Here is a 16,343-nt window from a genome sequence, read left to right as displayed (position 1 = left end):
TTATGGGTTACTGTACCTGGACTGTAGCACCGTGTTCTGGAGAAACTGCGTATCCAGTTGGGTCCTGTACATCGTTGCATAGGTTTCGTTGAGCGAGTGGTTATAGGCGTAGTCGCCGAATACGTTGAGGTGTTCGTTGCGGTGGTTGAAGGACAGCGAGCCGTTGTATTTGCTGTAGATCCCGATATTGTATCCGGCGCTGACCGTTGCGTTGGTACCGAAGGCCTTGTTCTTCTTCAGCCGGATATTGACGATGCCTGCGTTACCCGCTGCGTCGTATTTCGCTCCGGGGTTGCCGATGATCTCGATCGACTCTATCGAAGAGGACTGTATGGTCCTGAGATAGCCGGCAAGGGAAGCGCCGGAAAGATAGGTGGGGCGTCCGTCCACGTATACCTGTACGCCGTTCTTGCCGCTGAGGCTTAAATTGTTGTCCTTGTCTGCTGTGACGCCGGGAGATTTCCGAAGCAGGCCGAGCGCGTCCTCTCCTATCGCGTTGATGGTGCCTTCTACATTGAGGACGATCTTGTCGGGTTTGACTTCTACCAGTGGTCTGGTGCCGGCTACCTCCGCAGTCCTCAGTTCGCGGGTGTCGCGGACGAGACCGATCACGGGCGTCTGCACCGCGGCGCCTGCGCCCAGATCGAATGCTGCGGAATTTCTCGGGCTATAACCTATATGCGAAGTCGAGATGAAGTAGTTTCCGGGCGTAACGGTCAAAAATTCATATTGCCCATTGCTATCCGAAATGCTTAGCTTTACTACAGAAGAATCCTTACTTTTCTTTAGGGCAACGGAAGCGCCGGCTAATGGTTTCCCCTGAGTATCCGCGATCAAACCTTTTATCTGCTGGGCCTTCAGGCTTTCACAGGATAGGATGATCAATAGGACCAAAGGTAGAAGAATTCTCATTTGATATAGGCGTTTAAGGTTCGATGGCCTGCCTGTAAATACCTTATTCGAAAAAAGCGATTTTTTTCGAAGCCACAAAACTAGTTTGTAAAATTGAGGGATTAAATTTTATTGGGTCGGTCTACATGGATTATATCAGGCAATATAAGAGTTTTATAAACAGCCATTATTTGAATGGCGCAATACGTATCACTGCAGGCATTCTTCTTCCTTCCATCCTGCTGGGCTGGCTTCACAACCTGTCTGCCGGCGTCGTACTTTCCATCGGCGCGATGTGTGTGGGCAACACCGATAATCCCGGCCCTATCCATCACCGTCGGAATGGAATGATCGCCTGCGTGCTGATCATCTTTCTGGTCACCCTGCTTACCGGCTGGGCTTCCGGCTCGGAATGGATGACGGGGATCCTGGTATTTCTATTCTGTTTCGTCTTCTCCTTTATGAGCATCTATGGCGCCAGGGCCAGTTCCATCGGTATCAACGCCCTGCTGGTCATGGTGTTGAATATCGACCGGCAGCGTCACGGATGGGACGTGATCATCAACGCCGCCTATGTACTGGCGGGTGGTATATGGTATACGGTGCTGAGCCTGGCGCTGTATAGCTTCAGGCCATACCGGCTGGTGCGGCAGGTACTTGGCGAATCCATTCAGTCCACCGCAGGATACCTGCGGATCAAGGCGTCTTTTTATTCGCCCGACATCGACTACGACAAAAGCTACCGGCAGCTCGTCGAGAGCCAGGTCTCCAATCACGAGAAACAGGACCTTGTCCGGGAACTGCTGTTCAAGAGCCGTAATATCGTACAGGAATCTACCCATACGGGACGCGTATTGGTGATGATATTTCTTGACATTATCGATCTTTTCGAAAGGATCATGACCTCTCAGCAGGACTATCAGCTGCTGCACCGCATCTTCGACGGAAGCGGCCTGATGGAAGACTTTCACCGGCTGATACTCGGCCTGGCCGATGAGCTCGACGAGATCGGAATTGCCCTTATGAGCGGCAAGCGCTTCCGAAGAGAACGGAGAGCTCGCGGCCCGCATCCGGCAGACAAGAGAAAAACTAAACGCCTACAGGGACAGGCACCGGACCGCCGAGAACGTCGAAGGATTTATCGGACTGAAGAACATACTGGACAGCATCCAGGACATCAGCGACCGGCTGCATACCCTTACACGGATATACCACTTTTGACCGCCAGCTGAGCAAGGACTTCAATTCGGAGGTCGACTTCGAGGCCTTCGTCTCGCATCAGGATATAGACCCCGCTGCTGCTCGAAAACCTGACCATCAAGTCCAATATGTTCCGGCATTCCATGCGCGTGAGTATCGCGACGATCACGGGCTATATCATTTCCGGATTCCTTCCGTTCGGACACGGCTACTGGATGCTGCTAACGATCATCGTTATGACTGAAACCCGTCCATAGTCTGACGAAGAAGCGCAATTTCGAGCGGCTGATGGGAACCCTTGGCGGGGCGCTGGTGGGGCTGGTGATCCTGTATTTCATAAAGGACCCGCGCGTCCTGTTCGTGCTGATGATCCTGTTCATGATCGGCACCTATGTCTTTCTCCGGACCAACTACCTGGCCGCCGTGATATTTACCACACCTTATGTGCTGCTGTTGTTCCATCTGTTGTATCCGATCGATTTTAGGACCATTCTGACCGACAGGGTCATCGATACCGTGATCGGCTCTGTCATTGCCTTTCTGGCGAATATCCTGATCATACCTTCCTGGGAGCACGAGCGGATAACGGACTATATGACCGGGGCGATCGAAGCCAATATCGACTATTTCAGGGACGTGGCTGGCGCTTTCCTCGGCCGGCCTTCGACCGTACACCAATACAAACTTTCGCGAAAAAAGGCCTTCGTTGCGCTCGCCAATCTCTCGGACGCATTCGGACGAATGCTCTCGGAGCCTCGCCGTCAGCAGAAAAGGATCACGGACATGCACCAGTTCGTCGTCTCCAACCACATGCTTACGTCGCATACGGCCACTCTGGCCTACTATGTCGATCCTTTTGCGGCAAAATTTGCCGACGGGGCTTATGAGCCGCTGGTAAACGATATCGTTCAGAAGGCTGCGGTGCGCGGTGGCGGTGTTGAAAGACGAGGCCTTGCCTCAGGCAACGGCGGTGCCGAAAGAAGAGCTGCGCGTGCTGAACGACCGACTGAACAGGCTGATGGAACAGCGCAGGGACGAACTCGACGCCGGCGTTCCCAGTGCGAAGCGAAGGGAACGAACGAGAAGGAGCGAGGGACGACGCTCCGACGAAGTTCGCTATGACCGATACGCGCAGGCAACTATCGGAATTCAAGCCGATAGCGGATCAGTTCAATTTCATCGTCAAAGTCGCCGCGGATATCGAAAAGCTGAGCGCTCCGCTGCACTCGGCACTCACGACGCCGCAGGAAGTAGGCTATACTCCGTTATTTTAACACCTCTCTGATCTTCGTCACCAGCTCGCCCTTCGTGATCGGGACGCCCATCACCTTATGATATCCTTTTGCGTCGATCAGGAATTGGTCGCGGATGATCTTGATCAGCTGTCCGTTGTTGATCTCGGGGATCAGCACGTGCTTGTAGTTGTGGAGCAGCTCGCCGAGGTTGGCCGGGAAGGGGCGCAGGTGGCGGAGATGTGCGTGGGCAATGGCAAAACCTTCCTTCTGCAGTTCGGCCACGGCACTTTTGATCGAGCCGTAGGTGCTTCCCCATCCGAGTACCAGCAGGTCGCCTTTTTCGGGGCCGCTGTCGAGGGCCTGGAGTGGGATATGGTCGGCGATGCGGGCAACTTTCTCTTCGCGGATCCTCACCATGATCTGGTGGTTCTCCGGGTCGTAGCTGACGTTGCCGGTAACATTCTGTTTTTCGAGGCCGCCGATACGGTGTTCCAGTCCGGGTGTGCCGGGTATGGCCCAGGGGCGGACGAGTTTCTCGTCGCGCAGGTAGGGCTGGAATTTCTCTTCGTCGGGACCTAGCTCGGTCTTGAATTTTACTTCGATAGGCGCGAGGTCCGCGCTTTTAGGGAATTTCCAGGGCTCCGCGCCATTGGCGATATAACCGTCGCTCAGGAAGATGACGGGTGTCATATGCTGAACCGCTATGCGGACGGCTTCATAGACCGCGTCGAAACAGTCGCTGGGCGTCGATGCGGAGACGACGGGCATGGGGCATTCTCCGTTGCGTCCGTAATAGGCCTGCAGGAGATCGCTCTGTTCCGTTTTTGTCGGGAGGCCGGTCGAGGGGCCGCCGCGCTGGATATCGCAGATCAGAAGAGGAATTTCGAGCATAACGGCGAGACCCATCGCCTCGGATTTGAGTGCCATGCCTGGGCCCGAGGTCGTCGTCACGCCGAGGGAACCGCCGTAGGAGGCGCCGATGGCCGCGGTGATGCCGGCTATCTCGTCCTCTGCCTGGAAGGTGCGGATGCCGAATGCCTTGTGCCGGCTCAGCTCGTGCAGAACATCGGAGGCCGGCGTGATAGGATAGGTGCCGAGGAAGAGCGAAAGACCGCTCTTCTGTGATGCGGCGATCAGCCCATAGGCCAGCGCCTGGTTGCCCATGATGCTGCGATAAACACCGGGGGTCATTTTCGCCTTTTCCACCTTGTAGGTAGTGGTAAACGTCTCGGTGGTATCCCCGAAGTTGAAGCCGGCCTGGAGCGCCCTGATATTACTTTCCAGTATCTCCGGCTTCTTGCCGAATTTATCTTTCAGGAACTGGATGGTATTCCCCATGTCCCGGTTGTACATCCAGTATAGGAAGCCGAGGACGAACATGTTTTTGGCCCGGTCTTTCTCCTTCGTGCCCATGGTGATATCCTTCAGCGCTTCCCGGGTCATTTTTGTCACATCCATCCGGATGACGGAGTAGCTCCCGAGCGAAGAATCTTCAAGGGGATTCGCCCCGTCGGGGTAGTTGGCCAGCCGGAGATTTTTGGCGTCGAAGCCTTCGGTATTGACGATGATCTTTCCTCCTTTTTTCAGGCCTTTGAGGTTGGCCCTGAGGGCGGCCGCGTTCATGGCTACCAGTACATCACATTCATCCCCAGGGGTATATACTTTGTCACTCGAGAAGCGCAGCTGGTACCCGCTGACGCCCGGAAGGGTCCCCTGCGGGGCCCGTATCTCGGCGGGGAAATCGGGGAAGGTGGCCAGATCGATGCCCAGAAGGGCTGTATTGTTGGTAAACTGGCTTCCGGTCAACTGCATGCCATCGCCGGAGTCCCCGGCGAATTTTATGACGACATCCTGAAGGATCTCTTCTTTTCTGTTCATGGGGGGACAAAGATAACACATTTTGGGGTGGTGCGGCCGCGACGTAGTTTCCGACATCGGGAAAAAGGGTTGCCCCGCCAGGAGCCCATCCCTTCCGTCGGTCCACGCGCCGGCGTCACCTCCCACGCGCCCGCGCCCCGGTTCACACCGGTCTTCCTCCCCCATGCGCGGTTCACATGGTTCTCGCGGTCAGACTGCCGGCTTCCCGCCCCCTACTCATAGCGTAGCGCCTCTATCGGATCCAGCCGCGAGGCCTTCTGCGCCGGATAATACCCGAAAAAGACACCGGTAATAAAACATACCAGAAAGGACAGAATGATGGAGTATTCCGTCACCAGGGTCGGCCACGAAAGGAAGGCCGTGACCAGCCGCGCGGAAGTAATTCCCAGCACGACGCCGATGATCCCGCCGGTAATGCTGATCAGGATCGCCTCGGTCAGGAACTGCAGGAGAATGTCGATCCCGCGGGCCCCGATCGACATGCGAAGTCCTATTTCCTTCGTCCGCTCCGTGACCGAGACGTACATGATATTCATAATGCCGATACCCCCGACCAGCAGGGATATCCCTGAGATCACCGCCAGCAGTACGGTCAGCAGCTGGCTGGTCGAACTGAAGGTATTGATCAGCTCCTGCATGGTCCGCACCGCGAAATCGTCTTCGTCGGTGGATTTCAGGCGGTGGGTCGCGCGAAGGATCCCGGAGATCTCGTCGGTAGCAGCAGTAGTTGATTTTTCATCCGTAGCGGAGGCATAGATATTCTGAAGGTAGATGGTCGAGAGAATGCGTCTTTGCACGGTGGTAAAAGGGGCGAGTATCACGTCGTCCTGGTCCTGGCCGAATGCGCTTTCGCCTTTGGCGCTGAGGGTGCCGATGACCAGCAGGGGTACTTTTCCGAAGCGGATATATTTCCCGATAGGGTTTTCGCCGTTGGGGAAGAGGTTGGTGATGACGGTCTGTCCGAGCAGGCACACCTTGTTCTGGGACTGTACGTCACGGTCGGTAAAGGCAATACCGTCTTTCAGGGGCCACTGGCGGATGACGTCGAGGTATTGCGGGTTGACGCCCTGAATGGTGGTCGGCCAGTTGTTGTTGCCATAGATCGCCTGTCCTTTGGAGCTCGCCAGCGGGGTGACCGCGCTGAGGTGCGGGGCCTGTTTCTGCAGCGCTTTTACGTCGTCGAGGGTGAGGGTCTGGACGGAAGTGGCGTCGAGACGGGCGCCGGCGGAGACATTGCTGTTGGGCCGGATGATGATCATATTCGAGCCCATGCCCGACAGTTGCTGCTGGATGCTTTGTTTCGAGCCCTGTCCGATGGCTACCATGGCGATGACAGACGCCACGCCGATGATGATGCCCAGCATGGTGAGAAAAGCCCTCAGCTTGTTTCTTTGCAGGGCTTTCAACGCGATCCGGAGAAGGTTGAACAGGCTCATAATAAAAGAATTTAATAATCCTCTGTTTTCGGTAGTGATGCCAGCACCTCTTTCGCCGACTTCCTATTCTCATTAACACTATCCTTCATCACTTTGCCGTCGCGCAGCATGATAGTCCTGCTGCTGAAGGAGGCGATATCCGGTTCGTGGGTCACGAAGACGATGGTCTTTCCCCGGGAGTTCAGTTCCTGGAAAAGGGCCATGATGCTGTACGAGGTTCGGGAGTCGAGATTTCCGGTCGCCTCGTCGGCGAGGATCATCACCGGCTCGTTCACCAGGGCGCGGGCAATGGCTACGCGTTGCTGCTGGCCGCCGGACAGCTGGTTGGGAGTATGGTCGAGGCGGTCACCCAAATTTACTGCTTCCAGCGCCTTTATGGCCCGCTCCTTTCTTTCTTTCGCGCTGAACTCGGGGTTGTACATCAGCGGCAGCTCGACGTTCTCCAGCGCCGAGGTACGGGGCAAAAGGTTGTAGGACTGAAAGACAAAACCTATCTTATGATTCCTGAGGCGCGCCAGCTCGTTGCGACCCAGCTTCTTTATGTCTACCCCGTCCAGCAGGTAGGTGCCTTCCGTGGGTTTGTCCAGACAACCGAGGGTATTCAGCAAAGTCGTCTTGCCGGAACCGCTGCTTCCCATGATGGTGACGAACTCACCGGCCTCGACGTCGAAACTGACCCCTTTCAGGGCCCTGACGATCTCGGAGCCCATGCGGAACTCTCTTTTGATATCCTTTAATTCGAGTATTTTTTGATTGCTCATGGGTTTAGATTTATCTGCCGCCGCCTCCCGGTCTGCCACCACCACCTCCCCCGCCTCTGCTGCCACCACCGCGTCGTGCGGGCATGAAGGGGCTTCTCACCGCACCACTCTTCGCCTCCGCCCTGGTCTCGACCTCCGCCGCAACGACGATCTCGTCGTCGTTGTCCAGTCCGCTTAGTATCTGTACCTGTGTATCGTTGTTAAGTCCCGTCGTCACCTTTTTTCCATCAGGCTGTCTCCCACTCTGACCCATACAAAGGCGGGCGTGCCCGTGTTCGGCGCCGAGTCTATCTGTATCGAGGCCGAGTCGTGCCGGTGGCGGGGAGGAGCAGTGGGGCCAGCGTTGGAAGCCCGGCGCGCTTCGCGCCGCAAGCTCGCGTTCGGCATTGGTATCGGGTATGATCCTGAATTGTTTGGTCATGGACGAGTCCGGCTTGAATTTGAGGGCCTTCGCCGAAATTAACATCGCGCTGTCCACCTCTCTGGTAAAGATGAAGATATTGGCCGTCATGCCGGGCTTTAGCTTCAGGTCCTGGTTGGGGGCGGTGATGAGCGTGGAATAGGTGACGACATTGGCAGAGACGACGGGCTCGAGCCTGATCTGGTTGACCGTACCGTTGAACGAGATATCGGGATAGGCGTCGACCGTAAACGCTGCGCGAAGGCCCGTGCGCACGTCGCCGATGTCCGCCTCGCTGACAGCCGCCTGCACCTGCATTTTGGTGATATCCTTTGCAATGATGAAAAGAGTAGGCGTATTGAAACTGGCAGCGACCGTTTGCCCCACGCTCACATTACGCGTCATCACAACCCCGTCCACCGGCGAATAGATGCTGGCGTAGGAAAGATTTTTAATGGCCGCATCCAGCTGTGCCTGCACGCTCTGGACGTTGGCCTTTGCTCCCAGGTATTGATTCTGCGAGTTCTCGAAATCCGCCTTGCTGATGGCTCCGGCATTATACAGCAGCGTCTGCCGGTCAAACGTGCTTTTCTGATAGACCAGCGACGCTTTGGCCACTTCGAGGTTGGCCCTGTACTGGTTGGTCTGGGCTTCGAAGAGAGACTTGTCCAGTTCGGCGAGGAGCTGTCCCTTTCTGACCTTGGCATTGAAATCCGTATAGATATTTTTTATCGTACCCGATACCTGAGAGCCGACGGCCACCGTATCGACGGGCTGGACCGTGCCCGTTGCCGTCACGCTTTTCGAAATATAGCCATAGTGGGGCTGCTCGGTCTGAAGGACCAACGGCTTTTCCTCCTTCCTGAACCGGAAATACCAGAAGGCGGTTCCTGCCAGAAGGACGATCACGATGATAATGACCACTCTGAGTTTGGGCATACGAAGGACATTTATAGTTTGACTGCTATTCCCATATAGAAATCATAGATCCGGATACTGAGCGCGGCGTTGTATTTGGCCTGAATATACACCTGGAAGGCCTGCGTATACTGTGTCTTCTGCTGCAGATAGTCCACGATATTGGCCGCACCCACTTTCAGCTGCTCGCCCGCGATGCGAAAGCTCTCCTGGTTGGCCCGCAGGCCTTCGACCGCGGCGTCGTACTGTCCCTGGGCGTTTACTACGTTGATATACGCCTGTTCTATCGTCAGCGCCAGACTGGTCTGCACGTTCTTCAGGTTCAGCTGCGACTGTTCGATCTCTATCTTCGCGTTCTCTACATTGGTCTTTGCTACCCGCCTGTTGAAGATGGGGATGGACAGCGACAGCCCTGCCTGCTGAAAGAAATTATTGTCCAGCTGTTTGAAATAGTCGTCGTGCTGGTTGTTGGAGTAGCCGCTGGAGAGGTTGGCCGAGGCCGTTAGTATCGGGAGATAGGCGGCCCTTGCCTTCAGCAGGTCGTATCGGGAGATCTCGATGCCGAGCTCGCCGTTCTTTATTTCCGGCCGGTCTCTCAGGGCCGTTGCTACTACCTGATCCAGCGCCGGTACGGCCTCTTTGGACATAACGGTATCCGGCGTGACGATATCGAAGGAGTCCGTGATCGACAGCTGGAGCAGCTGTTTGAGAGTGATCTTGTTGGTCCGGACCGCGTTCTGGGCGGTAACGAAATTATATTTGTCCGTCGCCATCTGCGCCTGCAGCTCGATATAGGCATTGCGGGCGATGCTTCCGGCTTCGTATTGTTTTCTTCCCTGATCGACCTGCGCCATGGACGTGGTAACGAGGTCCTGTACGTACACGACGTTCTCTTTCGCCAGCAGGATAGCCAGATAGGCCTGCGTGATGGAGAGCGTGATATCGTTCTCTGTCTGTAAGATATTCAGGTTGGCGGATTCGATCTCGAGGTTCTTTTGTTTGATATCGTTGCTGATATACCCGCCGTTGTAGAGTGTCATGCCCGAGCTGAGGCTGAGACTATTGCTGAAGGAAGACTGGGTCTGGAACCCGCCGACCACGGGGTTGGCGTTCTTGCTGTGCGTATAGGTGAGCCCGGCTCCGGCCTGCAGATTGGGTTCGCGCTGCGCGCGGGACAGGAGATAATTCTGCTGGGCCGTTCTCGCGGTTAGCCGGAGGCTGTTCAGCTGGATATTGTTCTTTTTGGCGTAGTCCAGACAGGTCTGCAGGTCCCAGCGGGTAGGCAGCTGCCGGGTAGCGCTGTCCTGGGCGCATGCCGTCGTGGCGAGAAGTCCAAGGCCGAAGATCGTGAACACCGATAGTCGTAGAAACATATGCTCCTGGTTTAGGTAATATAAATCCAGCAGGTCATGCCTAACTGCGCCAGTGTTACAAAGGTGAGGCCACAGTGGGCCTCGATTCACCCATTCATATAAAAATAGTTAATATTTGCCGGTTGGGGAGCCGCCTTCGGGGTATTGTTTTTGAGGAACTGATCAAAAAACTATCTATGACATCGTTAGCCGGAAAGAAGATTGCGATCCTCACCGAGAATGGTTTTGAGGAAGTTGAGCTGACCAGCCCGAAGAAAGCACTGGAAGACGCCGGGGCGGAAGTGAAGATCGTTTCGCCGCAGAAGGACAAGGTGAAGGCATGGGATAAAGATCATTGGTCGATCGAACTGACGGTCGACCAGCAGCTGGATGACGCGGATTCCGATGACTATGACGCCCTGATGCTTCCCGGCGGCGTGCTGAATCCCGACAAACTGCGGACGAACCGCAAAGCTGTGGAATTTGCGCAACAGTTCATGGAATCGGGCAAACCCGTGGCGGCTATCTGTCATGGCCCGCAGCTGCTGATCGAGACGCGGCTGATAGAAGGCCGTAACATGACGTCATATCCTTCCCTGAAGACCGATATGGAGAACGCTGGAGTGATATGGGCCGACAGGGAGGTCGTCACCGACAACGGCCTGGTCACGAGCCGGTCACCCAAAGACCTCGAGGCCTTCAATAAAAAAATGATCGAAGAGATTGGGGAAGGGCGCCACGCGACTACCGCGCATAATTAGGGCGCCCGTGCATCTTTTCGACGTCCTCGGATTTGCGCGGCGCCTGCCATGACAGGAGTTCGAATTTGTCTTTTCCGATACGCACGTCGTCTTCGATCCTGACGCCGATGTCCCACCATTTTTTGTCGCAGGGACTGCCGGCGGGAATGTAGATGCCCGGTTCCACCGTGATCACCATATTCTCCTTCAGGGTCTGGTCATAGTTGCCCATATCGTGGACGTCGAGGCCGAGAAAATGCGAACAGCCATGGGGGTAATAGGTGTGCACTTCCGACTTGTCTTTTATGATGCCGAGTTTGATCAGTCCGGCGGCGAGGACCTCCGTCGACTTTTTATTCAGCGAGTCGAAAGGCACTCCTTCCCGGCATAGCGGGAAAATGGCCTCCTGCGCCTCATAGACGAGGTCATATATCGCCTTTTGCTGCGGGTTGAATTTGCCCGTCGACGGGACCGTGCGGGTGACGTCGGCCGAGTAGCCGTGGTATTCCGCGCCGACGTCCATCAGGACCATATCGTTGCCGACGTTGAGCCGGCTATTCTCTTCATAGTGAAGGATGCATCCGTTGGCGCCGCCGCCGACGATCGATGGATAGCCGACCCATTCCGCCCCCAGTTTCTTGTGGACATATTCCTGCAGGCCCTGCAGCTCGCCTTCCGAAATACCCGGATGGATGGCCTTCATTACTTCGGCGTGAGCCATACAGGAAACGGAGACCGTCTTGCGCATCAGCACCATTTCCTCGGGCGTTTTTATTTCCCTGAGCGAAGCCACCAGTTTATTATAGAGATAAGTGTTCCATTTGAGCGCGGAGAATTTCTGACGGAAGGCGGAGAGTCCCACCGAGTCTTTGACGCCGGAGAAAGCCTTTACGTATTCGTCGTCGCGCATCCGGGGATTGGCCTCGACGCGCTTGTTGAAATACCGGATCGCATAATTAAGGTTGGCGGGCGTGGCTCTTTCCGCGAGCGAGCCCAGCAGTTCATAGGTGGGCGCGTCATAGTTGTCGGGCAGCGCCGCTTTCTTTTTAAAAGCCTGAATCAGGTCATAAAGGTCGGCGGGGTCGCTGTTGTCGTCGTGCACGTCGTCGGGCAGGCCAGCGAAGAGGATCCGGCTGAAGCCCGAGAGGTCGACGGGATAGTCGGCGAAGGCGCTGCCGTTGTATACGCTGTCGAAACCCAGCTCGCTCTTCACCTTTTCCACGCCAAGGCGGCGTCCCGTCCACTGTTCAGCCTGCGGGTCGCGCTGCTGGATGAAGAAAAGTTCTTTATAGGTCCCGCCGCCCGGGGCCTTCTGGGGCTCCTTGAAGATGAGGAGAACGGCCTGCGGTTCTTTATATCCGGAGAAATAGTAGAGATCGGGATTGGGATGATAAGGGTAGCTCACGTCATTGCTGAAGGTCCGGGTGGGGTAGGCGAAGATCACGGCTACCGAGTTGTCGGGCATGATGGCCCGAAGGGCTTCCCTTCTGCCGGCGTGGAAAGATTTGGAAAGATAGTCAGAGGGGAGGTTCTCCTGGCAGTTGCCGGCAAGGGAGAATACCAGGGATAGGACGAGTAAAGAGGCCTTCATAATCAGAGTTTGTGGGCGACAAGATATATTTTTCGGGAGGTTTTGTCGCGCCGTTTATCAAATGACGCGGATTCGCTAACTTTGTTAGCAAACAAGAGGCGTATGAAACGATCCGGTGCTGCTGATCTTCCCCTTCATTATGGTTATGTGCCGCAATGGCTGGCCGAAAGGATGGCCAAACTCGGGCTGGCTGTTACGGAGGTCCTTTTGGCCGAGTATGGGAAGCTGGAGGTCATCCGCCGGCTGGCCGATCCGTTCTGGTTTCAGAGTCTTGGTGCGGTGATGGGAATGGACTGGCATTCGTCCGGGATCACCAGCTTCCGTCATGGGCGCGCTCAAGCGGGCGATCAACCCGCATTCCCGGGAGCTGGGCATCTATATCTGCGGCGGGAAGGGTAAATTTTCGCGGCAGGCGCCGGAGGAGATCACAAAAGTTTGCGAGAGTACGGGGCTGGATGCCGCTCAACTGGTGCGCAGCAGCAAGCTGAGCGCAAAGGTCGACAATACCGTCGTCCAGGACGGTTTTCAGCTGTACATGCACTGTTTTGTCCTCAGCGACGAGGGGCAATGGACCGTTATTCAGCAGGGGATGAGCGCGGGCAATTCCATGGCCCGGAGGTATCACTGGCATTCTGCCGACCTGCGATCCTTTGTAGACGAGCCGCACACCGCCGTGTGCGGTGTCAACCAGGGGCCGATCCTCAACCTTGCCGACAAAGAGGCCGGTCCGGCACAGCAGGGTGTGCTTTCGCTGACACACGAAAAGCCCGAGCTGATGATGCAGGACATTCAGCGTCTGGTGCTGCCGGCACACCACGACGTGCGAACGGAGGACGTTGATCTGCGGCGGCTCGGGGCGGTGCTTTGGCTCGCCCACGACCGGAAACCATCCGACTTTGAAGAGCTGATCATGCTGGAGGGCGTGGGTCCGCGGACCCTGCAGTCGCTGGCGCTGGTCAGCGAGGTCATCCACGGTACGCCATCGCGTTTTCGCGACCCGGCGCGGTTTGCCTTTGCGCATGGGGGCAAGGACGGCCATCCTTTCCCCGTCCCGACGGCGGTATACGACGAGACGATCGGCATCCTTCAGACTGCGGTACGGAAAGCCAAAATAGGCCAGAGCGACAAGCTGGACGCTGTCCGCAAACTGTCGGCACTGGCGCAGAAGGCGGAAAAGGATTTTACGCCTGCCGGCGGGCTGGAAGAATATATCGAAAAGGAAAGAAGGGATTCCTGGAAATATGGAGGCCGAACCGTGTTTGGCAGGGAGAAGCCTCCGGCGGACCAGACAAAAGGACGACAGATGATGCTGTTCTAGTGGTGCACTCGCGAACCGTGAACCACGGGACGCGATTCTACAACGCCTTCCGCGCCGCAACAGGCTTCCGGACCTTGATGTGCGGGTTTTTCGCCAGGAGCAGGTCAGCTTTTTCCTGTGTTTCCTGCGTGGTAAGCCATTTCTTCATGAGCTTCTTCAAGGCTTTCGCCTTTTCCATGTTTTCTTTTGTGGGTTGGGTCATAATCAGGGTGCCTTAAGGAGTCTTGTAAGTGATTTCAGAGAGGGTAAAAATACAGCAACGGGACTGGCAACGCGATGGGATTGCACCCATCTTTATCCACGCTAATGGTTTTCTTTAGAGTTTATCCTTACGGATCTTTTACCGGCTATGTAGAACATGACTGAAGGTGCGGGATTTGCTATTCTGATACTATGCCCGAGGGACCATCCATAGTCATATTAAAGGAACAGGTTGCCGCTTTCAGCGGAAAATTGATCCTGTCCGCCACAGGAAATACAAAGGTGGACAAGGATATCATGACCGGACAGAAGGTCCTCGCCTTCAGCAGCTGGGGAAAACATTTTTTGATCCGTCTCCCCGGGCTGACCGTACGCATACATTTCCTGCTATTCGGATCTTACAGCATCAACCAGCAGACAAAGCCCAACCCCCGCCTGCACCTGAAATTCGAAAACGGCGACCTCTATTTTTATACCTGTTCCATTAAATTGCTGGAGGAAAACATCGATGAGCTTTACGACTGGAGCGCGGACGTAATGAATGACGCATGGGACGCCAAAAAAGCCAGGAAAAAATTGAAGACCGCCCCGGAAACGCTAGTCTGCGACGCCCTGCTCGACCAGGCCATATTCGCCGGAGTCGGGAATATCATCAAGAACGAGGTGTTGTTTAGGATCAGGGTTCATCCCGAAAGCCAGATCGGTGCGCTGCCGCCCCGCAAACTGACCGAAATGATCAACGAGGCCCGCAACTATAGCTTTGACTTCCTGAAATGGAAGAAAGAGTTTGTCCTGAGAGCGCACTGGCTGGCGCACACGAAGACACAGTGCCCGAGGGATCACGTGCCGCTGATAAAAGTAAAACATATGGGAAAGGCCCGCAGGCGGGCCTTTTATTGTGAAGTTTGTCAGAAATTGTATGTGTTGCCGCGGAAGAAGGCGACCGCCGCCAGGCCTAGTCGCTCTTCAAGACCCGCAAAGTCTCCTGCCCGCGCGAAGTAGCAATATTCAACAGATACACTCCTTTGGCGAGCCCGCCTAGGGAATTCAGCGGTATGCTGTTCGTACCTTTTTGTATCGACAGGTCCTGGCCGATCACCAGTCTTCCGCCGGGATCGCGGATGCTGAGCCGGCCCTTGTCGGCCTCTGCCGCTTCCAGCGTCACGGTCAGCTGCCCGCGGAAAGGATTGGGCCAGGCAGAAAGCACGGGTCCCGGGCCCGAGACATTGAATTTTAAAATTGGACTATACGTGAACGCGCCGTCGAGGTCGACCATTTTCAGACGGTAGAACCAGGCCGGTGTCGCCGTCGCCGGCAGACGGTCGGTGTAGTTGTAGTGGAGCGTCGCTTCGCTATGACCCGCTGCTGGCATGCGGCCGACCGTCGCAAAATCGCCGCTGTTGTCGCCACGCTGGATCTCGAAGCCGGACGTATTTTGTTCGGACGCAGTCGTCCATTGGAGCTTGGCGTCATTCCCGGTATGGAGCGCGCTAAAATCGATGAGCGTAAGAGGCAGGCTGCCCGCGACAGTGGTGATCTGGTCGACGACCTCAAAGGTCATCGTTGCGGAAGCTGGAGGCTGCCTGTGTAAATCGGAACTCGTCTATACCCCCGAATTGCGACATGGCGCTGACGTCGAACTGGGTCCAGACGCCGGTGGCTATGCCCGTGACCGTCTTCGTGGCTCCTGCTACGGGTGAGCCGGAGAGATAGCCGGCGATGGTCATGTCAGCGGACCCACTGACTATATTTAGCCTAAGGAATACCGACTGAAGGTTGAATGTCGAGGCGTCATTGGATTTTACGGCAACGGTTTGCACCCCGACGCCCGCGGTAGTACTGGCCAGCCGTACACAGAAATCGGTCGCACCTCCGGGGTTGGCGCCTCCCGCGATCGCGGATATGGTTACGGTGGCGGTGGGAGCGGTGATCGTGAAGTCCCAACCGGAATGCAATGTGGTGCCGACGTCCGTAGCTGTGCCCGGGGATGGCGTGGGGGAAAGGATACCCACCGCCGCCGAAAAATTATTGTTGAAGGTGGTGGTCCCGACGACGGGGCCGGTGGCGGAAAGCCGTTCGAAAGTCAGCAGCAGAAGCGAGAATAGAATTATACGCATAAATAAGGATTTTGCCATCCGGCCAGAGAGGACTGCGCTGGCGACAGCGCGGGGTCGTCCCATTCTATTCCGGAAGAGGTTGTGACAATGGCGTTTTCCGGTCTTCCCGTATGGGATGACGGTATGGGTTTGCGGATATAGACCGGCAGTGTCGTCCGCAGCGGACGCGTCGATACGGAAAGGACGCCGCGTGGCCCTACAGCATGGGTTTTGCCGAGCGCTGCCGTCAGAGATGCTCTGCTGATCTTTTGGTCATTTCCTTCCAGCGCGGTGGCCAGCACCAATCCCGCCTCATAGGCGAGCAT

19 protein-coding genes are annotated in these 16,343 nt (G+C 56.0%); 8 read left to right on the top strand and 11 right to left on the bottom strand.

Going from position 1 to position 16,343, the window contains the following annotated elements; genetic code table 11:
• On the bottom strand, nucleotides 1-894 hold the full coding sequence (locus ACQ86N_RS43085) for a carboxypeptidase regulatory-like domain-containing protein (RefSeq protein WP_431212428.1): 894 nt from the start codon (nucleotides 892-894) through the stop codon (nucleotides 1-3).
• A gap of 188 nt (nucleotides 895-1,082) precedes the next feature.
• On the opposite strand from ACQ86N_RS43085, the gene ACQ86N_RS43080 reads away from it, so the two are divergent.
• The 4 genes from ACQ86N_RS43080 to ACQ86N_RS43065 all read left to right on the top strand — a co-directional run bounded on the left by ACQ86N_RS43080 (nucleotide 1,083) and on the right by ACQ86N_RS43065 (nucleotide 3,365).
• Nucleotides 1,083-2,123: an FUSC family membrane protein gene (locus tag ACQ86N_RS43080; RefSeq protein WP_431212427.1), complete on the top strand. Its 1,041-nt coding sequence runs from the start codon at nucleotides 1,083-1,085 to the stop codon at nucleotides 2,121-2,123.
• A gap of 96 nt (nucleotides 2,124-2,219) precedes the next feature.
• Nucleotides 2,220-2,348: a hypothetical protein gene (locus ACQ86N_RS43075; protein WP_431212426.1), complete on the top strand. Its 129-nt coding sequence runs from the start codon at nucleotides 2,220-2,222 to the stop codon at nucleotides 2,346-2,348.
• Nucleotides 2,332-3,213, top strand: coding sequence for an FUSC family protein (locus ACQ86N_RS43070; RefSeq protein ID WP_431217831.1), 882 nt, complete (start codon nucleotides 2,332-2,334; stop codon nucleotides 3,211-3,213). Before ACQ86N_RS43075 ends, ACQ86N_RS43070 begins: the two co-directional genes overlap by 17 nt.
• Nucleotides 3,210-3,365 carry a hypothetical protein gene (locus tag ACQ86N_RS43065; RefSeq protein WP_431212425.1) on the top strand — a complete coding sequence of 52 codons (156 nt, stop codon included), beginning with the start codon at nucleotides 3,210-3,212 and terminating at the stop codon, nucleotides 3,363-3,365. The genes ACQ86N_RS43070 and ACQ86N_RS43065 overlap by 4 nt, the downstream gene beginning before the upstream one ends.
• Here the strand turns inward: ACQ86N_RS43065 and ACQ86N_RS43060 are convergent.
• The 5 genes from ACQ86N_RS43060 to ACQ86N_RS43040 all read right to left on the bottom strand — a co-directional run bounded on the left by ACQ86N_RS43060 (nucleotide 3,357) and on the right by ACQ86N_RS43040 (nucleotide 10,092).
• On the bottom strand, nucleotides 3,357-5,204 hold the full coding sequence (locus ACQ86N_RS43060) for a 2-oxoacid:acceptor oxidoreductase subunit alpha (protein WP_431212424.1): 1,848 nt from the start codon (nucleotides 5,202-5,204) through the stop codon (nucleotides 3,357-3,359). The two genes, ACQ86N_RS43065 and ACQ86N_RS43060, sit on opposite strands and share 9 nt — an antisense overlap.
• A gap of 212 nt (nucleotides 5,205-5,416) precedes the next feature.
• The gene (locus ACQ86N_RS43055; protein WP_431212423.1) at nucleotides 5,417-6,640 is read right to left on the bottom strand and encodes an ABC transporter permease; all 1,224 of its coding nucleotides are present in this window, start codon (nucleotides 6,638-6,640) and stop codon (nucleotides 5,417-5,419) included.
• 11 nt (nucleotides 6,641-6,651) lie between these two features.
• A complete protein-coding gene (locus ACQ86N_RS43050; RefSeq protein WP_431212422.1) occupies nucleotides 6,652-7,401 on the bottom strand; it encodes an ABC transporter ATP-binding protein in 750 nt (249 codons plus the stop codon).
• 10 nt (nucleotides 7,402-7,411) lie between these two features.
• Nucleotides 7,412-8,740, bottom strand: a complete 1,329-nt coding sequence (locus ACQ86N_RS43045) for an efflux RND transporter periplasmic adaptor subunit (protein ID WP_431212421.1) — start codon at nucleotides 8,738-8,740, stop codon at nucleotides 7,412-7,414.
• A gap of 11 nt (nucleotides 8,741-8,751) precedes the next feature.
• On the bottom strand, nucleotides 8,752-10,092 hold the full coding sequence (locus ACQ86N_RS43040) for a TolC family protein (RefSeq protein WP_431212420.1): 1,341 nt from the start codon (nucleotides 10,090-10,092) through the stop codon (nucleotides 8,752-8,754).
• A gap of 176 nt (nucleotides 10,093-10,268) precedes the next feature.
• On the opposite strand from ACQ86N_RS43040, the gene ACQ86N_RS43035 reads away from it, so the two are divergent.
• Complete coding sequence (locus ACQ86N_RS43035) at nucleotides 10,269-10,832, top strand: type 1 glutamine amidotransferase domain-containing protein (protein WP_431212419.1); 564 nt, start codon at nucleotides 10,269-10,271, stop codon at nucleotides 10,830-10,832.
• Here the strand turns inward: ACQ86N_RS43035 and ACQ86N_RS43030 are convergent.
• On the bottom strand, nucleotides 10,816-12,402 hold the full coding sequence (locus ACQ86N_RS43030) for an aminopeptidase P family protein (RefSeq protein WP_431212418.1): 1,587 nt from the start codon (nucleotides 12,400-12,402) through the stop codon (nucleotides 10,816-10,818). The two genes, ACQ86N_RS43035 and ACQ86N_RS43030, sit on opposite strands and share 17 nt — an antisense overlap.
• A 102-nt stretch (nucleotides 12,403-12,504) precedes the next feature.
• Between ACQ86N_RS43030 and ACQ86N_RS43025 the strand changes: the two genes are divergently transcribed.
• Together ACQ86N_RS43025 and ACQ86N_RS43020 are read left to right on the top strand one after the other, a co-directional pair.
• Nucleotides 12,505-12,801, top strand: coding sequence for a DUF763 domain-containing protein (locus ACQ86N_RS43025; RefSeq protein ID WP_431212417.1), 297 nt, complete (start codon nucleotides 12,505-12,507; stop codon nucleotides 12,799-12,801).
• A complete protein-coding gene (locus tag ACQ86N_RS43020) occupies nucleotides 12,728-13,720 on the top strand; it encodes a DUF763 domain-containing protein (RefSeq protein ID WP_431212416.1) in 993 nt (330 codons plus the stop codon). The genes ACQ86N_RS43025 and ACQ86N_RS43020 overlap by 74 nt, the downstream gene beginning before the upstream one ends.
• A gap of 37 nt (nucleotides 13,721-13,757) precedes the next feature.
• Here the strand turns inward: ACQ86N_RS43020 and ACQ86N_RS43015 are convergent, their stop codons facing one another.
• On the bottom strand, nucleotides 13,758-13,898 hold the full coding sequence (locus tag ACQ86N_RS43015; RefSeq protein ID WP_431212415.1) for a hypothetical protein: 141 nt from the start codon (nucleotides 13,896-13,898) through the stop codon (nucleotides 13,758-13,760).
• Nucleotides 13,899-14,113: 215 nt separating this feature from the next.
• Between ACQ86N_RS43015 and ACQ86N_RS43010 the strand changes: the two genes are divergently transcribed.
• Complete coding sequence (locus tag ACQ86N_RS43010) at nucleotides 14,114-14,923, top strand: DNA-formamidopyrimidine glycosylase family protein (RefSeq protein ID WP_431212414.1); 810 nt, start codon at nucleotides 14,114-14,116, stop codon at nucleotides 14,921-14,923.
• Here the strand turns inward: ACQ86N_RS43010 and ACQ86N_RS43005 are convergent.
• The 3 genes from ACQ86N_RS43005 to ACQ86N_RS42995 are packed head-to-tail and all read right to left on the bottom strand — an operon-like array spanning nucleotide 14,877 to nucleotide 16,343.
• Nucleotides 14,877-15,482 (bottom strand): T9SS type A sorting domain-containing protein, encoded by a 606-nt coding sequence (locus ACQ86N_RS43005; protein ID WP_431212413.1) that lies wholly within the window; start codon nucleotides 15,480-15,482, stop codon nucleotides 14,877-14,879. The two genes, ACQ86N_RS43010 and ACQ86N_RS43005, sit on opposite strands and share 47 nt — an antisense overlap.
• Nucleotides 15,472-16,038 carry a hypothetical protein gene (locus ACQ86N_RS43000; protein ID WP_431212412.1) on the bottom strand — a complete coding sequence of 189 codons (567 nt, stop codon included), beginning with the start codon at nucleotides 16,036-16,038 and terminating at the stop codon, nucleotides 15,472-15,474. Before ACQ86N_RS43000 ends, ACQ86N_RS43005 begins: the two co-directional genes overlap by 11 nt.
• Nucleotides 16,029-16,343 carry a hypothetical protein gene (locus ACQ86N_RS42995; protein ID WP_431212411.1) on the bottom strand — a complete coding sequence of 105 codons (315 nt, stop codon included), beginning with the start codon at nucleotides 16,341-16,343 and terminating at the stop codon, nucleotides 16,029-16,031. The genes ACQ86N_RS43000 and ACQ86N_RS42995 overlap by 10 nt, the downstream gene beginning before the upstream one ends.

This window comes from Puia sp. P3 (assembly GCF_050632245.1).
Lineage (GTDB): Bacteria > Bacteroidota > Bacteroidia > Chitinophagales > Chitinophagaceae > Puia.
Note: the sequence above shows the minus strand (reverse complement) of the source record. Positions and strands in the feature narration are given on the sequence as shown.